This is a genomic window from Shewanella avicenniae (assembly GCF_017354945.1).
Taxonomy (GTDB): Bacteria; Pseudomonadota; Gammaproteobacteria; order Enterobacterales; family Shewanellaceae; genus Shewanella; species Shewanella avicenniae.
In genome coordinates, this window is sequence record NZ_CP071503.1 from 323,165 (window position 1) to 341,223 (window position 18,059).

Consider the following 18,059-nt stretch of genomic DNA (forward strand, 5'->3'; position numbering starts at 1 on the left):
GAGGGAAAATTACTCAACGTTTTGGATCTTCTTGTTGGATTTTTTATTTAAATTAAAATAATTCAGTTAGTTACGCTTTGTTGTGAAAGCGGTTTATAGGATTAGTAACCATTTTAGTAACCGTTTGGTGATGGTCTAGGCTCTTCACTATTCAAATCAACCGACGATAAGTATGCCGCTGTGTTGATTCCTTCTTTTTGACAACTAAGGTACTGTCATCAATAAACACGCTCGGTTCTGCTTCCAATTGTACAAACTAAGCAGAAATAATACCGACGTTGTTTCTCAAAATATTAGCTCTATCTTTGCCAAGCTGTAGCTATCTGATACTGTTGAGCCATTAAAATCAAGTCCATTAGTAGTTTAGGGTGTTTGTTAACGTTCACCACTAACATAAAAAATGGACCGTTTTAGCTGAAACGGAGATTCAGGGCTGATGGCATCATCTAATGAACCCTCAAATTTTGGTTTTCTTGTCGAGCACGACCAACTGTTCGTTGATCTAGCCAATGCGGCTGAAGCTGCATTTTCTAGCGACCCTAATACTACGTTGCTAAAACTCCGTCAATTAGGTGAAGCAATGGCGCAGCACATTGCTGTTCTTGCTGGTATTGAGTTTGATGAAAAAACAAAGCAGGCAGATTTACTCTACCGTATTAATCGTGACCTAAAACTCGAACCTATGGTGCGAGAGCTATTTCATACGTTACGTATTGAAGGAAACATAGCAAACCACCAGTTTCGCACTAAGCATAAAGAAGCGATAAATGGCCTCATTGTCGCCAGAAAACTAGCGATTTGGTTTCATCAAACGTTCAGTAAAAGTAGTAAGGCATTCAAGCCCGGTCCCTTCATTCCTCCTAAAGATCCAAGTACAGAACTTTTCGCCCTTCAAGCTGAAATCGATGGGCTAAAGGCTCAGTTACAAAATGCGAATATTGAGCTTGATTCTAGTCAGCAGCTAAATGAGCTGATTCAGAAAGAAAAAGACGACTATGAAGCATTGGCTTTGGCAATGGATGAAGAGTCTAAAGCGCTGGCACTGCAAGCTGCAAAGCATGAACAAGAGCTTGAGCAAGTTAGACAAGATTATGAAGCTAAGTTAAAAGCCCACCAGCAGCACACTAAACAACAAAACGAGCAAGCGCAGCGCTCTCAGCGTAACAAGATCAGTCGCAAAGCATTTCAGGCCAGTAAAACCATTGTTGTCGATGAGCAGCTAACTCGAATATTAATAGACCAACAATTAAATGATGCCGGTTGGAAAGCCAATACTGAGGTAATGTGCTACTCCGCAAACGTACGCCCAGAAAAAGGCGTAAACAAGGCGATTGCTGAGTGGCCAACGTCTACGGGTAATGCAGATTACGTATTGTTTGCAGGCCTTACCCCTATTGCCGTGGTTGAGGCAAAAAGAGAAAACATCAATGTTGCAGGTAAAATATCCCAAGCGGAAAGATATAGTCGAGGCTTCAAATTAGCGGGCAACTTTGAGTGTCCATGGGAGTTAGCAGGCAGAAGCGTTGCATGGGCAGATGAACAAGAAGGGCACTATAAGATTCCATTTGTTTATTCTTGTAATGGCCGACCTTATGTTCCCCAACTCGCAGAGCAATGCGGAACATGGTTTAGAGATGTTCGTGACCCTAGTAATTTAAAGCGCGCTTTACCTTCATTTCATACCCCGAGTGGTTTATTAGATCTGCTCAATCGAAGCAAAGAAGCAGCGCAAGCCAAGCTACAAAAAGAGCCGTTTGGCTACCTTAAACTTCGTGACTACCAAGAAAAGGCGATTCAAAAAGTAGAAACCGTTCTTAGCCAAAATGTGCGCTCTGCGCTACTCGCTATGGCAACCGGTACAGGCAAAACCCGAACTATTATCGGGTTAATCTATCGCTTTCTTAAAGCGGAACGTTTCAAGCGCATACTATTCTTGGTGGATCGTTTTGCACTTGGCGACCAAGCTTCAAACGATTTTAAAGAGGTTCCGCTAGAGCAAAACCTCTCACTCTCTGGCATCTATAATATTGCCGAGTTAGGCGATATGGCCTCAGAGGCAGAAACGCGCATTCAGGTTTCAACTGTGCAGGCCATGGTGAAGCGTGTCTTTATGAACGATAACCCGCCACCGCTGGATCAATTTGATTGCATTATCGTCGATGAGGCTCACCGCGGTTATACACTCGACCAAGAGATGACCGAAGGGGAAATCGCCACCCGCGATGCTTCACAATATCTTTCGAGCTATCGACGCGTGTTAGATTATTTTGATGCCGTAAAAATTGCCTTAACCGCCACACCAGCCAAACATACGTCTGAGATTTTCGGTAAACCGGTTTACACCTACTCATACCGTGAAGCAGTCGCTGAAGATTGGCTTATTGATCATGAGCCGCCAATTCGTTACGAAACACTGTTGACTCAAAAAGGCATTTCATTCGCTAAGGGTGAAACCGTTAGTTCCATTAATACACAAACAGGTGAGATCGAGTCTTCTGAACTGGAAGATGAACTCAATTTTGAGGTGGATGCGTTTAACCGGCGTGTCATCAATGAGCCGTTTAACAAAGTTATTTGCGAAGAATTGGTCAAAGAACTCGACCCGTTTGGTGATGAAAAGACGCTGATTTTTTGTGCCACAGACCTGCATGCTGACATGGTAAAGCGTCTGTTAGATGAAGCGTTTAAAGATATGTATAACGGCAAATATAACCAAGCTGCCGTTGCTAAAATCACCGGCGAAAGCGATAAAGTTAACCAACTCATTAGGCAGTACAAAAACGAGCGCTACCCCAATATCGCCATAACTGTCGATCTGCTCACAACCGGTATTGATGTGCCTAAGATTTGTAACCTCGTATTTATGCGTCGTGTCAAATCGCGCATTTTGTATGAGCAAATGATAGGTCGCGCGACTCGTCGCTGTGACGAAATCGGTAAAACCGTTTTTCGTATTTACGATCCCGTTGATATCTACGCTGCATTAAGCGAGGTCAACACCATGAAGCCCCTAGTGAAAGACCCGAATATCTCCATTGAACAATTGTTCGAAGAACTGACAAACCCTGAATCATTAGACCAAGCACTTAATGCGCCCGGTGAACAACAAGGTGAAACGCAAGCGGATGTCGTTTTGAGCCAACTGGGTCAAAAAGTCATGCGCATTCTACGTAAAGCGGAAAAGAAAGCGGAAGCCAAACCCGAGTTAAAGCAAAAGCTGAACGAACTCCAAGATTTGTGGGGTGTAGAGCCTAAAAACTTACATACACATCTTCGTAAACTCGGGCCAAAAGAGGCTTCAGTGTTCATCAATCAGCATGCGGGGTTACTGAAGCAATTAGCAGAGGTTAAGCAGTTGCTAGGCACCGAGTATCAGCCAATTATCTCTGAACATGACGACGAGTTAAAAGAACGCACTCAAAGCTATGGCGCCCACCAGCGGCCTGAAGATTACCTGCAAAGCTTTAAAGAATTCATTGATCAGCAAATTAACCTCAGTACAGCATTAGCGGTTGTGGTAAATCGCCCCCGTGACTTAACCCGTGAACAGCTAAAAGAGATCAAAATGCTGTTAGATGGGGCAGGTTACTCCGAGGCCACGCTGCAAACCGCAGTGCGTAACCAAAGCAACCAAGAGATTGCGGCCAGCATTGTAGGGCACATTCGCCGAGCCGCCTTGGGCGAAGCATTAATTCCGTTCGAGCAACGGGTCAATAATGCGATGCAGGCTATTTATGCGCTACATCAGTGGACGTCAGTGCAGCGTAAATGGCTCGAGAAGCTCGCCAAGCAACTTAAAAACGAAGTCGTGCTAGACCAGCAATTTATCAATCAGCGCTTTCGTGATGATGGTGGCGTAAAAGGGGTTAACAAGCGCTTGGATGATCAGCTAGATACGGTATTGGATGAACTTAAATCCCACCTTTGGGAAGCAAGCTAATATGTTGATGATATCGACACATGCTTATCATGTGTCGATGTTTTAATCTTTTTTCGACATTAAAGTTTGATATGTCGATAGCATCGACATAAACTTCATTCTAATCACATACGTGTCGAATTTTGTAAGGGATTTAAACATGACATGGTGTCCTGACCAACCACACAACGCACTGACAGCATTGCCACCAGCGCTTGAAAGCATTGAGACGCATGCCGTATTCAAAGCCTGTATTCCCGCGCGAGCAGCCCTTGCTGAACTAAAGCAAGCGGGGGAGTTATTACCCAATCAAGGCTTGCTCATCAATCTTTTGCCTCTGCTTGAAGCAAAGGACAGTTCTGAAATTGAAAACATCGTCACGACTACCGATAAACTGTTTCAGTATTCGCAAGAAGACACCGGAGCAGATCCCGCCACTAAAGAAGCACTGCGTTACCGTAGTGCGTTAAACCAAGGCTTTCGCCAGTTGTCGCAGCGCCCATTATGCGTAAGCACTGCTTTAGAAGTTTGTAGCACGCTTAAAGATAGCGAGATGGAAATTCGCCGCATTCCCGGCACAACCATTAGCAACCAGACGACAGGCGAAGTGATTTACACGCCACCAGCAGGAGAGGCGGTGATCCGCGACCTGTTGAGCAATTGGGAAAAGTTCATTCATAGCGAAGATGATATCGACCCGCTGATAAAGATGGCGATTGCCCATTATCAGTTTGAAGCAATCCATCCATTTTATGACGGCAATGGCAGAACTGGCCGCATTCTCAATGTACTGTTTTTGATTGAACAGCAATTGCTAACATTGCCGATTTTATACCTCAGCCGTTATATCGTGCAGCATAAAGCGGACTACTATCGCCTCCTCAATCAAGTGACCCGCGAAGGCGATTGGCAAGCGTGGTTGCTGTTTATGTTGAAGGGCGTTGAGCAAATGGCCTACTGGACCTGCGGCAAAATAGCAGCCGTGCGCGAGTTAATGGAATTGACCAGCGAGCATGTAAGAACCGCTTTGCCCAAGATATACAGCCACGAGCTGGTACAAGTCATTTTTGAGCAACCTTATTGCCGTATCAGTAACTTGGTTGAACGTGACATTGCTAAACGCCAAACCGCGTCAGTGTATTTAAAACAGTTGGCAGATATCGGCGTGTTAGAAGAACTCACCGTCGGTAAAGAAAAGCTATTTGTGCATCCCAAACTAATGCAATTGATGACCCGTGATAGCAACCAAATTACGCCGTACACCATGGCAGAATAAGCCACAGCAACAAAATTAGAGAACAACATGACCCAAAACGATATCGTTCAAAAACTCTGGAACCTCTGTGACATCCTCCGTGATGACGGCATTAACTATTCAGACTATGTCACTGAGCTTGTGTTGCTGCTGTTTATTAAAATGGTGCACGAGAATACTGAAGCCGAACTGCTAGACAAGCACATTTTGCCTGAGGGTTGTCGCTGGACCGATTTAAACGGCAAGTCAGGCATTACTCTGCTTAACGATTACAAAGCCATATTATTGGCGCTGTCTACCGGCAAACGCGTGGTGCTGGACCCAAACGACCCAGAAAAAACAAAAGAAGTTCAAGTGCATGACGATGCACTCATCAGTGCCATTTATGCCGATGCACAAACCCGTTTACGTGAACCACGCCATTTAGAACAGATCATTAAAACCCTCGACCAAATTGATTGGTTTAGCGCCCAGCGCGATGGCTTGGGTGATCTGTATGAAGGGCTGTTAGAGAAAAACGCCAGCGAGACCAAATCCGGTGCTGGTCAGTACTTTACTCCGCGGGTACTGATTAACAGCATGGTGCGTTGTATCAAACCGCAACCGGGCGAATACATTCAGGACCCAGCAGCAGGTACAGCAGGCTTTTTGATTGCCGCCCATGAATATATTAAAGCGCAGCCCGAATACGACGATTTAACAGTAAAGCAAACCGATTTTCAGCGTTACAACGCCTACGTCGGCGTGGAGTTAGTACCTAACACCCGACGCTTAGCCTTAATGAACTGTTTACTGCACGGTATGGAAGGCGATGATGAAGGTGTGGTGCATCTTGGCAACTCACTCGGCAATGTCGGCCAAAGCCTGAAACCAGCCGATGTGATTTTGGCAAATCCGCCGTTTGGTACCAGCAAAGGCGGCGAAGCCAGCATTACCCGTGACGATTTAACCTTTGATACCAGCAACAAGCAGTTGGCGTTCTTACAACACATTTACCGCAACCTTAAACCCGGTGGCCGCGCCGCAGTGGTGCTGCCAGACAACGTGTTGTTTGAAGCCGGTAAGGGCACCGATATTCGCCGTGACTTGATGGACAAGTGCAACCTGCATACGATTTTGCGTTTACCCACCGGCATTTTTTACGCCCAAGGCGTCAAAACCAATGTGCTCTTTTTCACCAAAGGCTCGGCCAGCGATAAACATCAGCACGAAAACTGCACCGAAAATGTCTGGGTCTATGACCTGCGCACCAATATGCCAAGCTTTGGCAAACGCACCCCGTTTAGTGACAATCACTTAGCACCTTTTGAGCAGGTTTATGGCGAACATGCTGGTGGACTCAGTCCGCGTAATGAAGGTGAATACAGCTTTAATGCCGCAGATATTGAGGTTGATGTTACTTCTGTGGAAGAAAACCAAAACCTCGCTAGTGACAAGTTGCTCAATAGCCGCTGGCGTTGCTTTAGCCGTGACTGGATCCGCGATAGCAAACAAGACTCGCTCGATATCAGTTGGCTAAAAGACAAAAACAGTGTGGATGCCTCAAGTTTGCCGGAGCCAGATGTGTTAGCGCGAGAGGCGAAAGAGGAATTGGAAGCCGCGCTTAGTGAGTTGGATGCGTTGTTGAAGGCTTTGGAAGGGGCTGTGTGATGGTTGAGGTTAATCTGTCCAAAGGCTGGGCTTTTACAACCATTGGGTCAGTAGCTAGAGTCTCAAGTGGCGTTGGCTTTCCAATTAAATATCAGGGTAAATCAGAAGGTTTATACCCAGTTTATAAAGTTGGAGATGTCTCGAAAGCTGTTACCACCAAAAATGGAAACTTGGCTGTTGCTGGTCATTACGTGGATGAAAGAGAAGTTGCTGAATTAAAAGGGGAAGTCTTCCCTGTTGGCGCTACTTTGTTCGCAAAAATCGGCGAGGCTGTAAAGTTAAATAGAAGGGCATTTGTAAGAAAGCCCGGTTTAGCTGATAACAATGTTATGGCTGTCATCCCCGACAAATCTGATAGCAATAGATTTTTATATCATTTTTTGCGAGTGATTGATTTAACTGAAACGTCTAGGTCCACGACAGTTCCTTCAATTCGAAAAGGTGATATAGAAGAAGTTGAGTTATACCTTCCCCCTCTAGCTGAACAAAAAGTCATCGCCGATAAACTAGATACGCTACTGGCACAGGTAGAAAGCACCAAAGCCCGCCTTGAGCGTATCTCTGACATTCTAAAACACTTCCGTCAATCCGTCCTCTCTGCGGCAGTCAGCGGAAAGTTGACGGAAGAATGGCGGAAAAGAAACATCTCTCAATTCCCTTATCCAAGACTTCAACTGGGTAAAATCATTCACGAGATGCGTAATGGTCTTTCGTCTAAGCCAAATGAGCTTGGCAATGGATATCCAATCTTGCGAATAAGTTCCGTTAGACCGCTCTCACTCGATCAAAATGATGTACGTCACCTAGACGTATCGGAAACGGAGAAAGAACGTTACGCCTTAAGACCGAGAGATTTGTTATTTACTCGCTATAACGGCAGTATCGAATTCGTTGGAGTATGTGCTCAAGTAAAGTCACTCGATCACGATGTTCTTTTGTATCCGGATAAACTGATTCGTGTCCGTGTGAATAATGAACACGTAACTTCAGAGTATCTTGAATTATTCTCTGCGTGCCAAGAAGCCCGTGATTACGTGCAATCTCTCGTGAAGTCAACATCAGGTCAGAAAGGGATTTCCGGCGCCGATTTTAAAAAAATGGACGTAGCTTTACCAGCAATTATCGAACAAATCGAGATCGCCCGCCGTGTTGAAGAACTATTCACCTTTGCTGATAGCATTGAACAAAAAGCTACAGCGGCATTAGGACGGGTCAATAATCTCACTCAGTCCATTCTTGCCAAAGCTTTCCGCGGTGAACTCACTGCCGACTGGCGTGCCGCCAACCCCGATCTTATCAGCGGTGAAAACAGCGCCGAAGCTTTGTTAGCAAAAATCCAGACTGAGCGTTCAAAACTAGTCCAGAGAAAGTCTCGGCGGGCATAGGAATAAGGAGATAGCGCAATGGATGGCAATAACCTCAACGATGAGATGTTAATCCGACAAGTCAAAAGCGCTATCGCTAGTCATGATTTTAAACGTGCGAGAAAGGTGTTAGAGCACTACTTGTACGAAGAGACCGGGACGCCGCGGATCTGGGAGTTTTACGGTAACGTTTTAAAAAAACTGGGTAAACTGAACAAAGCGAGAGACGCATTTTTACGGCGTGATGAATTACGCCGTGATGACTTTGTCTTTGAACCAATTGCTGATGAATACATTGATGTAACTGACCTCGATTATCTTGATAGCCAGCAAGTTAACTATACACATGAGCAATATGTTTACGGTATGGAGGAGCAATCAGCTCCTATTGTTAAACGTGAACATTATGAGCAAATCACAGAACAGCCTCCTACATCGTCCGTCCCTGCTAATAACGTATTAATCTCGCAGGAACTCGACTCTTCAGAAGTCGTATCGCCACACAGTGGAGAACAACTGGTTGAAGATGATGCTCAAGATGAAATTTCTACTGTAGCCGAAGTTGTCGTTGATGACTCTGCCGAAATCACCCCCGATAGTGTAGTAAATGATGTAATAACTACCGACACGTTCAGCGAAGTTAATGAACTTTCGGATATTTATGACGCTGGGACAGATCCTGCCGCAGAGTTGCTATTAGATGAAGTCATTGGGCTAAATGACACCTATTTTATTGATCCTGATGATCTAATCGAAAATGAAGTCGAATCATCAGATGTCTACTCTGAAGATCAAATCACGATAGAACAACGTGCAGTCCAGCTAGCTGCGGCGTTTATTGCTCGTCATAACTGGCCCCTATCAACACTGGATTTACTAACTCATATCTTCTCGGTGAAATCCTATGGTGCAGTTGTGAAGTTTCTTAACTTCTATGCTGATGCGGGGATGCAACCTGACGTATTAAGGGCAGCGAAGTTTTTGCGTGATGCTTGGCATCAACTGTCCAAATATTGGATTAATTTTTATCGTAATGGGGATAGTGATGCTAGTTACAGCAATTTCAGCTGGGCGCAAAGTTTGCGCTTTGTGACAATTATTTCGCAGTGTCAAAATGGTTTGTCTGATGATGATGTGTTGCTGGAGAACCTAGATGGTATTTATGACCGTTGGTTCAATAGCCCATCGCTGAGGCGTTCTTACCGCGCCTTTGCAAAATACCTTAATGCTACGCTCGACCAGTTAGAAAAAGATGATGTTTTATTAGAATATGAGGCTGGCTTTGGCTCAATGAGTGCGGCGCGTGAATTAAATTTTTCTGACATTGGTGATGTTGATTTCGATGACCAACAATTGATTCGAGAATTGGAATTATATGGCTATTCAATTGAACGTAGTGAATTCAGAAGTATGCGTTTTTGCCAAGATGTTATTTATGATGATGAATATTATCAGCTAAATCGAAATTAGACTGATGATATAGCTGACAGGGAATACAGAATATGAAAAGTTGCGCTCCATCTCCTGGGTGTTGGGTTAGTCAAAAATTACCTAATGGCACTATTCGAACTGGCATAGTAGAAAAGCAAACCGTAGATGGTGAGCTGATCACGCTAAAAGTTCTCTGGGTACCCGAACGTCATGCATCATTTGTACGTCCAGAAGAGGTCAATTCAGGCTTTAAACTGGGTATGGATGTAATGTTAGCAATTGATGACCTCTATTCGTTTGGTGAAGGGGTTATCGTTCAAAGTCGGAGCGCAAATGGTATTACTCAGCATTTGGTTGAATTTCCGGAAAGTAACGAGCGACGGTGGATTCCCTATTTTGCCTTGAGACAAATCAAAGGGGTAAAACATGCTTATATCGTTGGTTCTCAATCAGAAGGTAATGTAGCTGAACGGTTACGATTGAAAACTCTGGCCCATGCGTTGCGTAACTGGAATGAAAACACTGGTGCGCTTTCAAGTTTGGAGTTTAACCCGTTACCACATCAGATTCATTTAGTGCATCGAATCTTAAATTCCGGGAGTCTAAATTGGCTAATCGCTGATGATGTTGGTTTAGGGAAAACGATTGAAACAGGCATGCTGCTGTATGCATTGCAGCAGCGAGGACAAGCCAAAAGAATTTTGTTAATTACTCCTGCAGGTCTCACTCGCCAGTGGCAGGAGGAGATGTACGATAAGTTTAGATTGGGTGATTTTCAAATATATGGTCATCATTTTCAGATTCATGAGCCTAGAGAATGGAAGATGCACGATCATGTAATAGCATCCATTGATAAGTTGAAACAAGAGTCTCACCTCGAACTGCTCCTACAGGCGGACGCTTGGGATCTGGTGGTGTTTGATGAGGCGCATCGGCTTTCTCGTCGGCAATATGGTCTGCACTATGATACTTCTGAGCGTTTTAATTTGGCGCTTAGCTTGAGAAAATCGGAAAAGGCTCGTTCGATACTGTTACTGACAGCAACACCCCATCAGGGGATGCAGGATAAGTTTATCTCTTTACTTGAGTTACTAAGACCAGATAGAAAGAATGAATTTGCTTTACTTTCATTAAAACCAGTATTGCTTCATGACATGGTGATACGGAACTACAAGGCTGATGTTACTGACTCTGAAGGAAATTTTGTATTCCATGGAAAATCAACCATTGCTTTAGAAGTACCAGTTAATCAGCAGTCTATTGACTTTGATCAGTCACTCCAAGATTACTTACGAAAAGGTTATCAAGCGGGGAAAAATAAGGGCTATTCGGGGAATGCCATTGGCTTTGTAATGACTGTGTATCGCAAGCTTGCAGCTTCAAGTGTTGCGGCTATTAGAAGGGCGCTATATCGCCGACTTAGCCGCTTAGAAAACGATGTTTTAGATGAGATTATTCAATCTAATTTTGTCGAAGATGAACGTTTTCAAGGTGAATTAGAAGAGTTTACTGTGAGCTCAAATCAGGATAATCGTGAAGAGTTTTTTGACGGTGAGATTGAACTTCTGAAATTACTGATCACCAGAGTCGAGCAGTTAATAAATCATGATGACAAACTATCGCGCTTCATGGATACGTTGTTAAAACAGCTCCTCCAAGACAATCCTAACGAAAAAATTCTAATTTTCTCAGAATACAGGGCAACCCAAGAATATATCAAAGAGGCTATCACTGCTCAGTTTGGTGAGGATAAAGTCGTGCTGTTGCACGGTGGTTTGTCCCATGATGAACGACGAGACGTTATCGGGCAGTTCGATAATGATGCACAATTCTTAATATCAACTGAGGCTGGTGGTGAAGGTATTAACTTACAGCGACACTGCCACATCATGGTCAACTATGATTTGCCGTGGAATCCAATGCGGCTTGTCCAACGAATAGGTCGTTTGTATCGATACGGTCAGCAGAAGAAAGTCGTTGTGCTGAACGTAAATTCACCGGGGACTGTGGATGAACAAATTATCGCGTTGATGTATCAGCGAATTGAACAAGTCGTCAGTGATATGGCGGCAGTACAAGGTGACGAATTTAATGAAGCTTTGAAGGACGATATTCTAGGCGAAGTCTCTAACCTTTTAGATTTAGAGGAAATTCTTGAGCAAGCATCCGCTGGTGGAATTGAACGTACTGAAGAAAGGATTAAAGAAGCACTTGAACGTGCGAAAAACGCGACAAATTTACAACGTGACCTATTTAAATACGTTTCGCGTTATAACCCAGAAGATTTGGCAAGTGAATTGGTAATCACTACAGCTCACCAACTGACCTTTATTGAAGGAATGTGTAAGCAGTTAAATATTGAAATTGTTAAGCGGATACATGATGACAAGGTCCTTCAATTGAAAATGCCAGAAAAAGTCATGAATGAGCTAGGGACTCGGTCTAGTACACTCGATATTACTGTAGATCGCGATATGGCAAGAAGTCGTAAGAATACAGTAATGATGGATATGAATGCGTCATTAATGCAGCTATTCATTCGCACTGCATGTAGTTTTAGTTTCGGTGGTAAGACAGCATCTGTATGTGCTCGAGATTTAAGTGGTAACTCATTTATTACTGCAAATTTGAGATGGCAAGATATTTATGGAAGACGAATGAAGCAAGATTTTGCAGCCTTCTTCATTCAAGGGAATCGAGTCTATCAGAATCCTAAAGTTCTGGGCGATTGGCTTTTAGAAGAAGCTGAGACCAGCAGTATAATCCCTACCAAAGATAGCAATGAGCATTGGTTTCAATTGGTTGAACGAGAAGCTCAGAAAGTACTTAACGACTCAACTGAAATCAATGTGATACCCGATCACGTGGACTGGGTGAGCGGCGCGTGGCTGAATAATGAATAGATAATATTTGTTTAGCTAAATCAACTGAGGGCGTTGAATTAATTCAAGGAAGGATAATGATTGGATTTGGAGATGTGGACGCTTTGCTCAATCTGATTGAACGATATAAAAAGTGGCGAAGTCCTACTAGAAAACAAAGCAATACAGCTGAACGTTTTATCAAACTATTTGAAGCGCATGGCGTTGCAAAAGCCCAAATCCCGCGTTTCTTTGGGCATGAGTTGAGTCTCTATCAAGTCGAAAATGAACAGGAGCTATTAAAAGCGCTGAGCCACCCAATTCTGCGAGATGCTGCTGACTTGTTCGGCGTAAAAGTTGAATGGTTAGAGGGTGCATCAGATGAGCTATATGAGTTAAAGCATTTCTATAAACAACCTCATGAATTTGGTATTTGGCTCGATCAATGTCTGCCGAATGCGGTTAAACAAGATGTCGATGGCTGGCTACTGACAACGCATCTAAATAGTGACCGATATGATGCGCTGATCTTGATGCGGGAATGTATCGGAGAACTGTCTAAGCAACCCATTTACCGATACCACTTCTGTGAGCTGTGGATATACAGCTACTGGAAGTGTCGAGCCGATTTAACCGCCTGTATAGCACAGGGATGGAAACGAAATTGCTTTATCTATGGTCGTGAACTCACGCCCTCGGTATTTGAAAAAATCGCATCACTCACAACTGTGCCCAACTCTGAATTAGAAAATACATCCATCACGGGCAAACATTTTCATCCTGAAAATTTGACCACTGAACCTGAGAGTTTTGTTGAGGGAGTATCAGAAGGGCAATTCGGTAAAACTGCCGCATTACACCGCTGGCTGTACTGGCACGAAAAAGAGCTGATGGACGCAGGATTTGGTGATTGCGGACCTAAGTTTCAGAGTTACATGGTAGATGATGGTTGAGTTTTTACAACTTACTAGGCGTTTTTAACCTCTTGGCATTTTGCTAAAAGAGCTGTGAACTAAAAACGGCGGTTTTATTCGCACATGTTTGTTTTTTTAAAGTGTATTTTTTAGATAACTCATTGGTTTTGTATATTTTACCAGTGAGTTATCTAGTCTGTATGTGTCTATTCAACTAAAGCGTTCACACCTTAATTATTATTGCGTTAGTTAATTTAAGGGGGGATTACCACTTCTATTGGCTAAAGCTGTCCATTCTTTGTGTTTATAAATGCTTTTATCGTATTGAATTGTTTGCTCGTTAAACATAGCTACAAACCCCATCCAATCATTTTGGAAGGGTCTAAGGGAGCCATTTACCATTTCGTATGCCACCTCAATACAGGGCCTTGAGGCGGTTTCTGTTCTTCTTTGCGGGATATACCTGACCAAATGCAGTAAACCTAGTTTCTCAATAGTATAGAATACATTTAGCACTTCCAGTTCTCTTGGTGTGCGCTCAACAGTCATGAGCGTTTCATATAGTTGAGAACCTGATTCCGCAACGATTAATACATTTGTTGCCGAGCGATTTGAACGGCCAGCAGTAATCTGAAAAATAATGCGTTTTATTCCAAAAGATGACTTCAGTCCTGCTATAACTGCATCTTTCCCACTATAAGTAGTGAAGCCAGTATCGATTCGCTCTACATATGAAATAAACTGATCAAATCGGTACGATTCTGTATCTGAGTGTGGTTTCGTTGCGATCCCAACTAATGTATTAAAATTAGTGAAATCGAATAGTGTGGCAAGAATATGCTCAACTTTATGTTGATCTTTACCTAGGCGAAGACCTACTGCATCGCAGCCTTTTTGTAAGTTTTCTTTTAAGTGGTTTACATCATCTTTGGATAATAATTTTAATAGCAACATTATGTTTCCTTAATTTAATTATTCCGTACATGGTCTCCCTGTTACCACTACAGAATTAAATTAGGATTACATAATCTACCTGTAGGAATTTGTGTATCGCCATAAATTGGGAGGGCAAGCTCACAAAGCTTTTTTGGCAGAGCGCATCGACCAATTAGGTAGACCTTAACACCTAATGTTTTTTTTAATCAAGAGGCATGTTGATCAGCTTTCGGATATCTTTGTACTGTTGTTAACCTATGAGCTATTGAACTCGGTTTAGGTGCTAAAGTGAAAAATGGATTTTTTTGAATATTGGAAGCCCTGCCTAGCAATAGGACTGACTAAGCACCCTGACGATCTCGTGGTGCTTGATGAGCTTAATCATGAACTACAGAAGCCCATTGATAGCGAGTTTGAATTTGGCTTACCACCGGGGCCGTTCTTTGGCCCTTTGAAAACAGCGAAAATCGTGTTGTGTTACGCCAATCCTAGCCGTGATTCTAAAACCTCTGAAGTCGTAGCTGATGTAGCTCTAAAGGAACAACTATTTGCTCAACTGGATGGTTTGCACTCTTATCCGTATCAAATACCGGGGTGGGACAAGTGGTTTAAACCTGTTGCTAATAGTCTGTTTAATGGGAATTGTGAGCAAGCGGCAAAGCATATTAGCGTGTTTAATCTGGTGCCATATGCCTCTACAAACATGGACATCGTGCAAAGCTTTGCCACCAGCTTACCCAGCGTATGGGCTGCTCAAGAGTATTTGCGGTATACGCTTATTCCCAAAGCGAAACGGAAGGAGATCTTACTTGTGATGTGCCGTTCGTCCCAGCTATGGGGGCTTCAGACATCTCATGATGCAGAGAACATCATTATTAATCGGACTCGAGTTGGCTTTACCGATGACACCAAGATGAGAGTTAAGGCTTGGTGTCATCAACTAGCTCTTGAACAATGTTAGGGCTATATATTAAATGAACCATCCCTCTCAACGATCAATCCTTGGCGAAGTTTTGTATGGCAAGATGGGCATTCAGATGTCGTCATACGTTCAACATAGCTATCGTCAAAATCATCTAGCATGCGATTTATCGACCCTCTCCGTGTTGTCCGGTATTCATGCTGACATTTAGGGCAGCGAATAGTCACGAATTCGATTGGCATGGTCATAGTTACATCCTTTTCTAAAATATTACTCCTGATCTAGTGAATCCTATTATTACCTTGAATACGGCTATTTTGTTTGTGCAATATTGCGTTTTTTGATCATATTTTTCATTTTCTTATGTGTAGTGGTGTCAGCTGAAGGGGAATAAAACATGCCCTTTTTTGCATCAGCTTTAACTAATATTTGACCCATCTGCTTTAACTCAGAGACAGAACCTAACGACGTGTCAAAATATGGCGCAGGATATACTGGCGTATAGAGATGGAACTTGAGATGTTCCGTAGCATTATCTTTGTAGTAATGATCCAGCGCAGATTGAATTAGTACTAAAGCTTCTGGCCCTTCGTTTCCCTCGATATGGTATTTCATAGTTTCTAATTCCACTCGGTATTGACGAACAATTTCAGTTGCTTTCTTACCAGTGTCTGCTGTCTTCAACTTGGTTAGATCACATAGGAGAAGATAAGCAGAAATAGCCTTTTCAATATCGTCTTTTTTGATATCACGATAAAAATGTTTATCGAAATGCCATACGAAGGCGTTAAGTAAAGCATTAACACGCAGTGCGAGTTTTCCCTCTTTTGTTTTTGCTCCAGTTGAACGACCACCATGTAATTTACAGCGTCCATTCACTTTGTTGCCGTAGCGTTGGCATGTTCCGCCACTACGAGTTTTCGCACCACAACGGGGCAATTTATCTAAGTTGAATCTTGCCATTACGGTTTCCTGTACGTACATAGTGATCCATTAGAGTGGATCACTCTGATTGGATCTACTTCGGTTCATGGGCTTTGTTTTGCAGCATGATAATTACATTGCTGTATTTCGGCTTTTTTCGAATAAGAACCCCGGCGTAAGCGCTGAACGGTTGGGTTCGCATTTGTTCAGTCTATGAATAGCCACTAATTTTCAAGGCGTTATTTTCGTTATGAGGTGATCACTTCAGCTTATCTTGAGAGATCCATTTTTCGGTTCATGGGCTGCCACTGAGTGATCTGCATATTTGGAGTGATCTCTAGATAGATACAACGAGGCATTATTCGGTTGAGTTAAGAGCTCGTTGGTCCTTGATGCCAGACACTCTTTGAATTGCAGTTCATGAGCTAAGGTTTCAAACCAGCAATGTGGGCTGGAGTGACGTTTGCTGGTAATTGCCGTTCGGGCATTTTCATTTAGGTTCATAAAATCGATTTTCTTTTTGCGCTTCATGTAGGTGATATCTGGTGCTACCAGCATGAGATCGTTACGGTGGTCGAAGTGGGCTGCTGGTGGATATTTATTGCTGATAAAGCTTTTGACTGTGCCATTTCTTTCTTTGGAGTGCTCTTTTGCGAGGTAACTAGAACGATAAATTGCAGGCCTTAGAGATGATTTGTTACCGCGATACACTAGACAAAATGGATTGTGAACTTGTGCGGCATGCCCGCCAGAGTGTCGATTCCATGCAATTCCAAGCTGTGATAGTAGTTTGTGCGCATGGCGAATTTTGTGTCCGCTCAGCATTAGTTCCACGTGATAGTGCTCGCGAGATGAGGTTTCTTGTTCTCGAGCGCAGTGATAAATGACTTTACAGCCATATTGTTTACGCAACTTTTTAACCTGCTGGTCTAAGAACTGAGTAATTGCCTCGTTAGTTGGTGAGAATGACTTAGGGTGAAGATCTATTCTTGCCACAAAGACACGACTGTAGTGACTTAGCATGATCTCGTAGTCAGCAATGATTGCTTTGACGACTTTGTTGATTAAGCCTTTGTTCTTAGGTCGGTAGACTTCATAACAATGATCTTTGTATGCATAGAGTGTGTGATTGTGGTTATTTATGCAGAATCTCTTGTTAGATGATTTGCGCTTATTGTTTTTTTCCATTGTTAGAACCAGATGCTTGCTTATTCGGTGGTGTTGCGCGGGTATATCATTTAATATCCGCTGCTGGTTGAGTCTGTTTTAGGGCGCTATCCCTTGGTTTATATGCGTTTATGCTATTGCGGAGAGACATGTTTTCGTTTCTGACGTGTTTCAATGTGTTGCAGTCGCCGCTATAAAAAAAGCAGGACTTAGCCTGCTTTTTACCAAAGTGATTTCTCTACCGTTTAACTAAAAATTCATGAATATCTGCAAAGCGCCAATAGGAACGACCGCTTTGAGTTAAAGTTGGTTTAGGGAACTTGCCGTTCTTTATCCTACGCCATAGTGTTGTTCGCTTAATTCCTAATAAATGCTCGATCTCTGGCTTTCTCACCAGTCGATTATCCTCGATATACATCTCGTAATAGTTGGGCGCTTTATTAGTCATGAACTGCACCTCCATTCACTGGTTTGCGGGAGGCTATCCACTCATTGAGTTCTGATAACAGCCAACCCATAGCTGCACTATGCGGATATAGGTGTCGACGTTTCGGGAACAGTCCTCGACGTTCTAGCTGCCAAGCTGTTGTGCGTCCGATAGCAGTGAGCTGCTTACGTTCAGGTTCACGCACAATACGGTCTTGTGTGGTTTTAGTATTTGAACTCATAAATTACTCCCGTCTTTTTAGTTGAGGTTATTTGAGGCTGTTCGGCCT

General features: G+C 43.2%; 13 protein-coding genes. 8 read left to right on the forward strand and 5 right to left on the reverse strand.

Annotated elements, in window-relative coordinates:
• The first annotated feature begins 436 nt into the window (after nucleotides 1–436).
• From hsdR to JYB87_RS01475, 7 genes are all read left to right on the forward strand, one after another.
• Nucleotides 437–3,940: a type I restriction-modification system endonuclease gene (gene hsdR, locus JYB87_RS01445; protein ID WP_207355156.1), complete on the forward strand. Its 3,504-nt coding sequence runs from the start codon at nucleotides 437–439 to the stop codon at nucleotides 3,938–3,940.
• Nucleotides 3,941–4,079: 139 nt separating this feature from the next.
• Entirely contained in the window at nucleotides 4,080–5,195 is a 1,116-nt protein-coding gene (fic, locus tag JYB87_RS01450) for a protein adenylyltransferase Fic (RefSeq protein WP_207355157.1), read from the forward strand.
• A 27-nt stretch (nucleotides 5,196–5,222) separates the two neighbouring features.
• Nucleotides 5,223–6,824 carry a class I SAM-dependent DNA methyltransferase gene (locus JYB87_RS01455; RefSeq protein WP_207355158.1) on the forward strand — a complete coding sequence of 534 codons (1,602 nt, stop codon included), beginning with the start codon at nucleotides 5,223–5,225 and terminating at the stop codon, nucleotides 6,822–6,824.
• Nucleotides 6,824–8,209 carry a restriction endonuclease subunit S gene (locus JYB87_RS01460; RefSeq protein WP_207355159.1) on the forward strand — a complete coding sequence of 462 codons (1,386 nt, stop codon included), beginning with the start codon at nucleotides 6,824–6,826 and terminating at the stop codon, nucleotides 8,207–8,209. Before JYB87_RS01455 ends, JYB87_RS01460 begins: the two co-directional genes overlap by 1 nt.
• Nucleotides 8,210–8,227: 18 nt before the next feature.
• Nucleotides 8,228–9,658 (forward strand): hypothetical protein, encoded by a 1,431-nt coding sequence (locus JYB87_RS01465; protein ID WP_207355160.1) that lies wholly within the window; start codon nucleotides 8,228–8,230, stop codon nucleotides 9,656–9,658.
• Between the two features lie 32 nt (nucleotides 9,659–9,690).
• On the forward strand, nucleotides 9,691–12,522 hold the full coding sequence (locus tag JYB87_RS01470; protein ID WP_228729925.1) for a helicase-related protein: 2,832 nt from the start codon (nucleotides 9,691–9,693) through the stop codon (nucleotides 12,520–12,522).
• Nucleotides 12,523–12,578: 56 nt separating this feature from the next.
• Nucleotides 12,579–13,433, forward strand: coding sequence for a hypothetical protein (locus JYB87_RS01475; protein ID WP_207355161.1), 855 nt, complete (start codon nucleotides 12,579–12,581; stop codon nucleotides 13,431–13,433).
• A 210-nt stretch (nucleotides 13,434–13,643) separates the two neighbouring features.
• Here JYB87_RS01475 and JYB87_RS01480 read toward each other — a convergent pair whose 3' ends face one another.
• On the reverse strand, nucleotides 13,644–14,348 hold the full coding sequence (locus JYB87_RS01480; RefSeq protein ID WP_207355162.1) for a hypothetical protein: 705 nt from the start codon (nucleotides 14,346–14,348) through the stop codon (nucleotides 13,644–13,646).
• 277 nt (nucleotides 14,349–14,625) lie between these two features.
• Between JYB87_RS01480 and JYB87_RS01485 the strand changes: the two genes are divergently transcribed.
• Nucleotides 14,626–15,291, forward strand: a complete 666-nt coding sequence (locus JYB87_RS01485; RefSeq protein ID WP_207355163.1) for a hypothetical protein — start codon at nucleotides 14,626–14,628, stop codon at nucleotides 15,289–15,291.
• Between the two features lie 273 nt (nucleotides 15,292–15,564).
• On the opposite strand, the gene JYB87_RS01490 is transcribed toward JYB87_RS01485, so the two are convergent.
• The 4 genes from JYB87_RS01490 to JYB87_RS01505 form a co-directional block, all read right to left on the reverse strand.
• On the reverse strand, nucleotides 15,565–16,215 hold the full coding sequence (locus tag JYB87_RS01490; RefSeq protein WP_207355164.1) for an HGGxSTG domain-containing protein: 651 nt from the start codon (nucleotides 16,213–16,215) through the stop codon (nucleotides 15,565–15,567).
• A gap of 225 nt (nucleotides 16,216–16,440) precedes the next feature.
• A complete protein-coding gene (locus JYB87_RS01495; protein WP_207355165.1) occupies nucleotides 16,441–17,364 on the reverse strand; it encodes a YagK/YfjJ domain-containing protein in 924 nt (307 codons plus the stop codon).
• A 217-nt stretch (nucleotides 17,365–17,581) separates the two neighbouring features.
• Nucleotides 17,582–17,791: a helix-turn-helix transcriptional regulator gene (locus JYB87_RS01500; RefSeq protein ID WP_207355166.1), complete on the reverse strand. Its 210-nt coding sequence runs from the start codon at nucleotides 17,789–17,791 to the stop codon at nucleotides 17,582–17,584.
• Nucleotides 17,784–18,011, reverse strand: a complete 228-nt coding sequence (locus JYB87_RS01505) for a helix-turn-helix transcriptional regulator (protein WP_207355167.1) — start codon at nucleotides 18,009–18,011, stop codon at nucleotides 17,784–17,786. The genes JYB87_RS01500 and JYB87_RS01505 overlap by 8 nt, the downstream gene beginning before the upstream one ends.
• Between the last annotated feature and the right edge of the window lie 48 nt (nucleotides 18,012–18,059).

Excerpts from the sequence above, each read along its gene's own strand:
- hsdR (WP_207355156.1), top strand. The coding sequence starts at position 437 with ATGGCATCATCTAATGAACCCTCAAATTTTGGTTTTCTTGTCGAGCAC.
- fic (WP_207355157.1), top strand. The coding sequence starts at position 4,080 with ATGACATGGTGTCCTGACCAACCACACAACGCACTGACAGCATTGCCA.
- JYB87_RS01455 (WP_207355158.1), top strand. The coding sequence starts at position 5,223 with ATGACCCAAAACGATATCGTTCAAAAACTCTGGAACCTCTGTGACATC.
- JYB87_RS01460 (WP_207355159.1), top strand. The coding sequence starts at position 6,824 with ATGGTTGAGGTTAATCTGTCCAAAGGCTGGGCTTTTACAACCATTGGG.
- JYB87_RS01465 (WP_207355160.1), top strand. The coding sequence starts at position 8,228 with ATGGATGGCAATAACCTCAACGATGAGATGTTAATCCGACAAGTCAAA.
- JYB87_RS01470 (WP_228729925.1), top strand. The coding sequence starts at position 9,691 with ATGAAAAGTTGCGCTCCATCTCCTGGGTGTTGGGTTAGTCAAAAATTA.
- JYB87_RS01475 (WP_207355161.1), top strand. The coding sequence starts at position 12,579 with ATGATTGGATTTGGAGATGTGGACGCTTTGCTCAATCTGATTGAACGA.
- JYB87_RS01480 (WP_207355162.1), bottom strand. The coding sequence starts at position 14,348 with ATGTTGCTATTAAAATTATTATCCAAAGATGATGTAAACCACTTAAAA.
- JYB87_RS01485 (WP_207355163.1), top strand. The coding sequence starts at position 14,626 with ATGGATTTTTTTGAATATTGGAAGCCCTGCCTAGCAATAGGACTGACT.
- JYB87_RS01490 (WP_207355164.1), bottom strand. The coding sequence starts at position 16,215 with ATGGCAAGATTCAACTTAGATAAATTGCCCCGTTGTGGTGCGAAAACT.
- JYB87_RS01495 (WP_207355165.1), bottom strand. The coding sequence starts at position 17,364 with ATGGAAAAAAACAATAAGCGCAAATCATCTAACAAGAGATTCTGCATA.
- JYB87_RS01500 (WP_207355166.1), bottom strand. The coding sequence starts at position 17,791 with ATGACTAATAAAGCGCCCAACTATTACGAGATGTATATCGAGGATAAT.
- JYB87_RS01505 (WP_207355167.1), bottom strand. The coding sequence starts at position 18,011 with ATGAGTTCAAATACTAAAACCACACAAGACCGTATTGTGCGTGAACCT.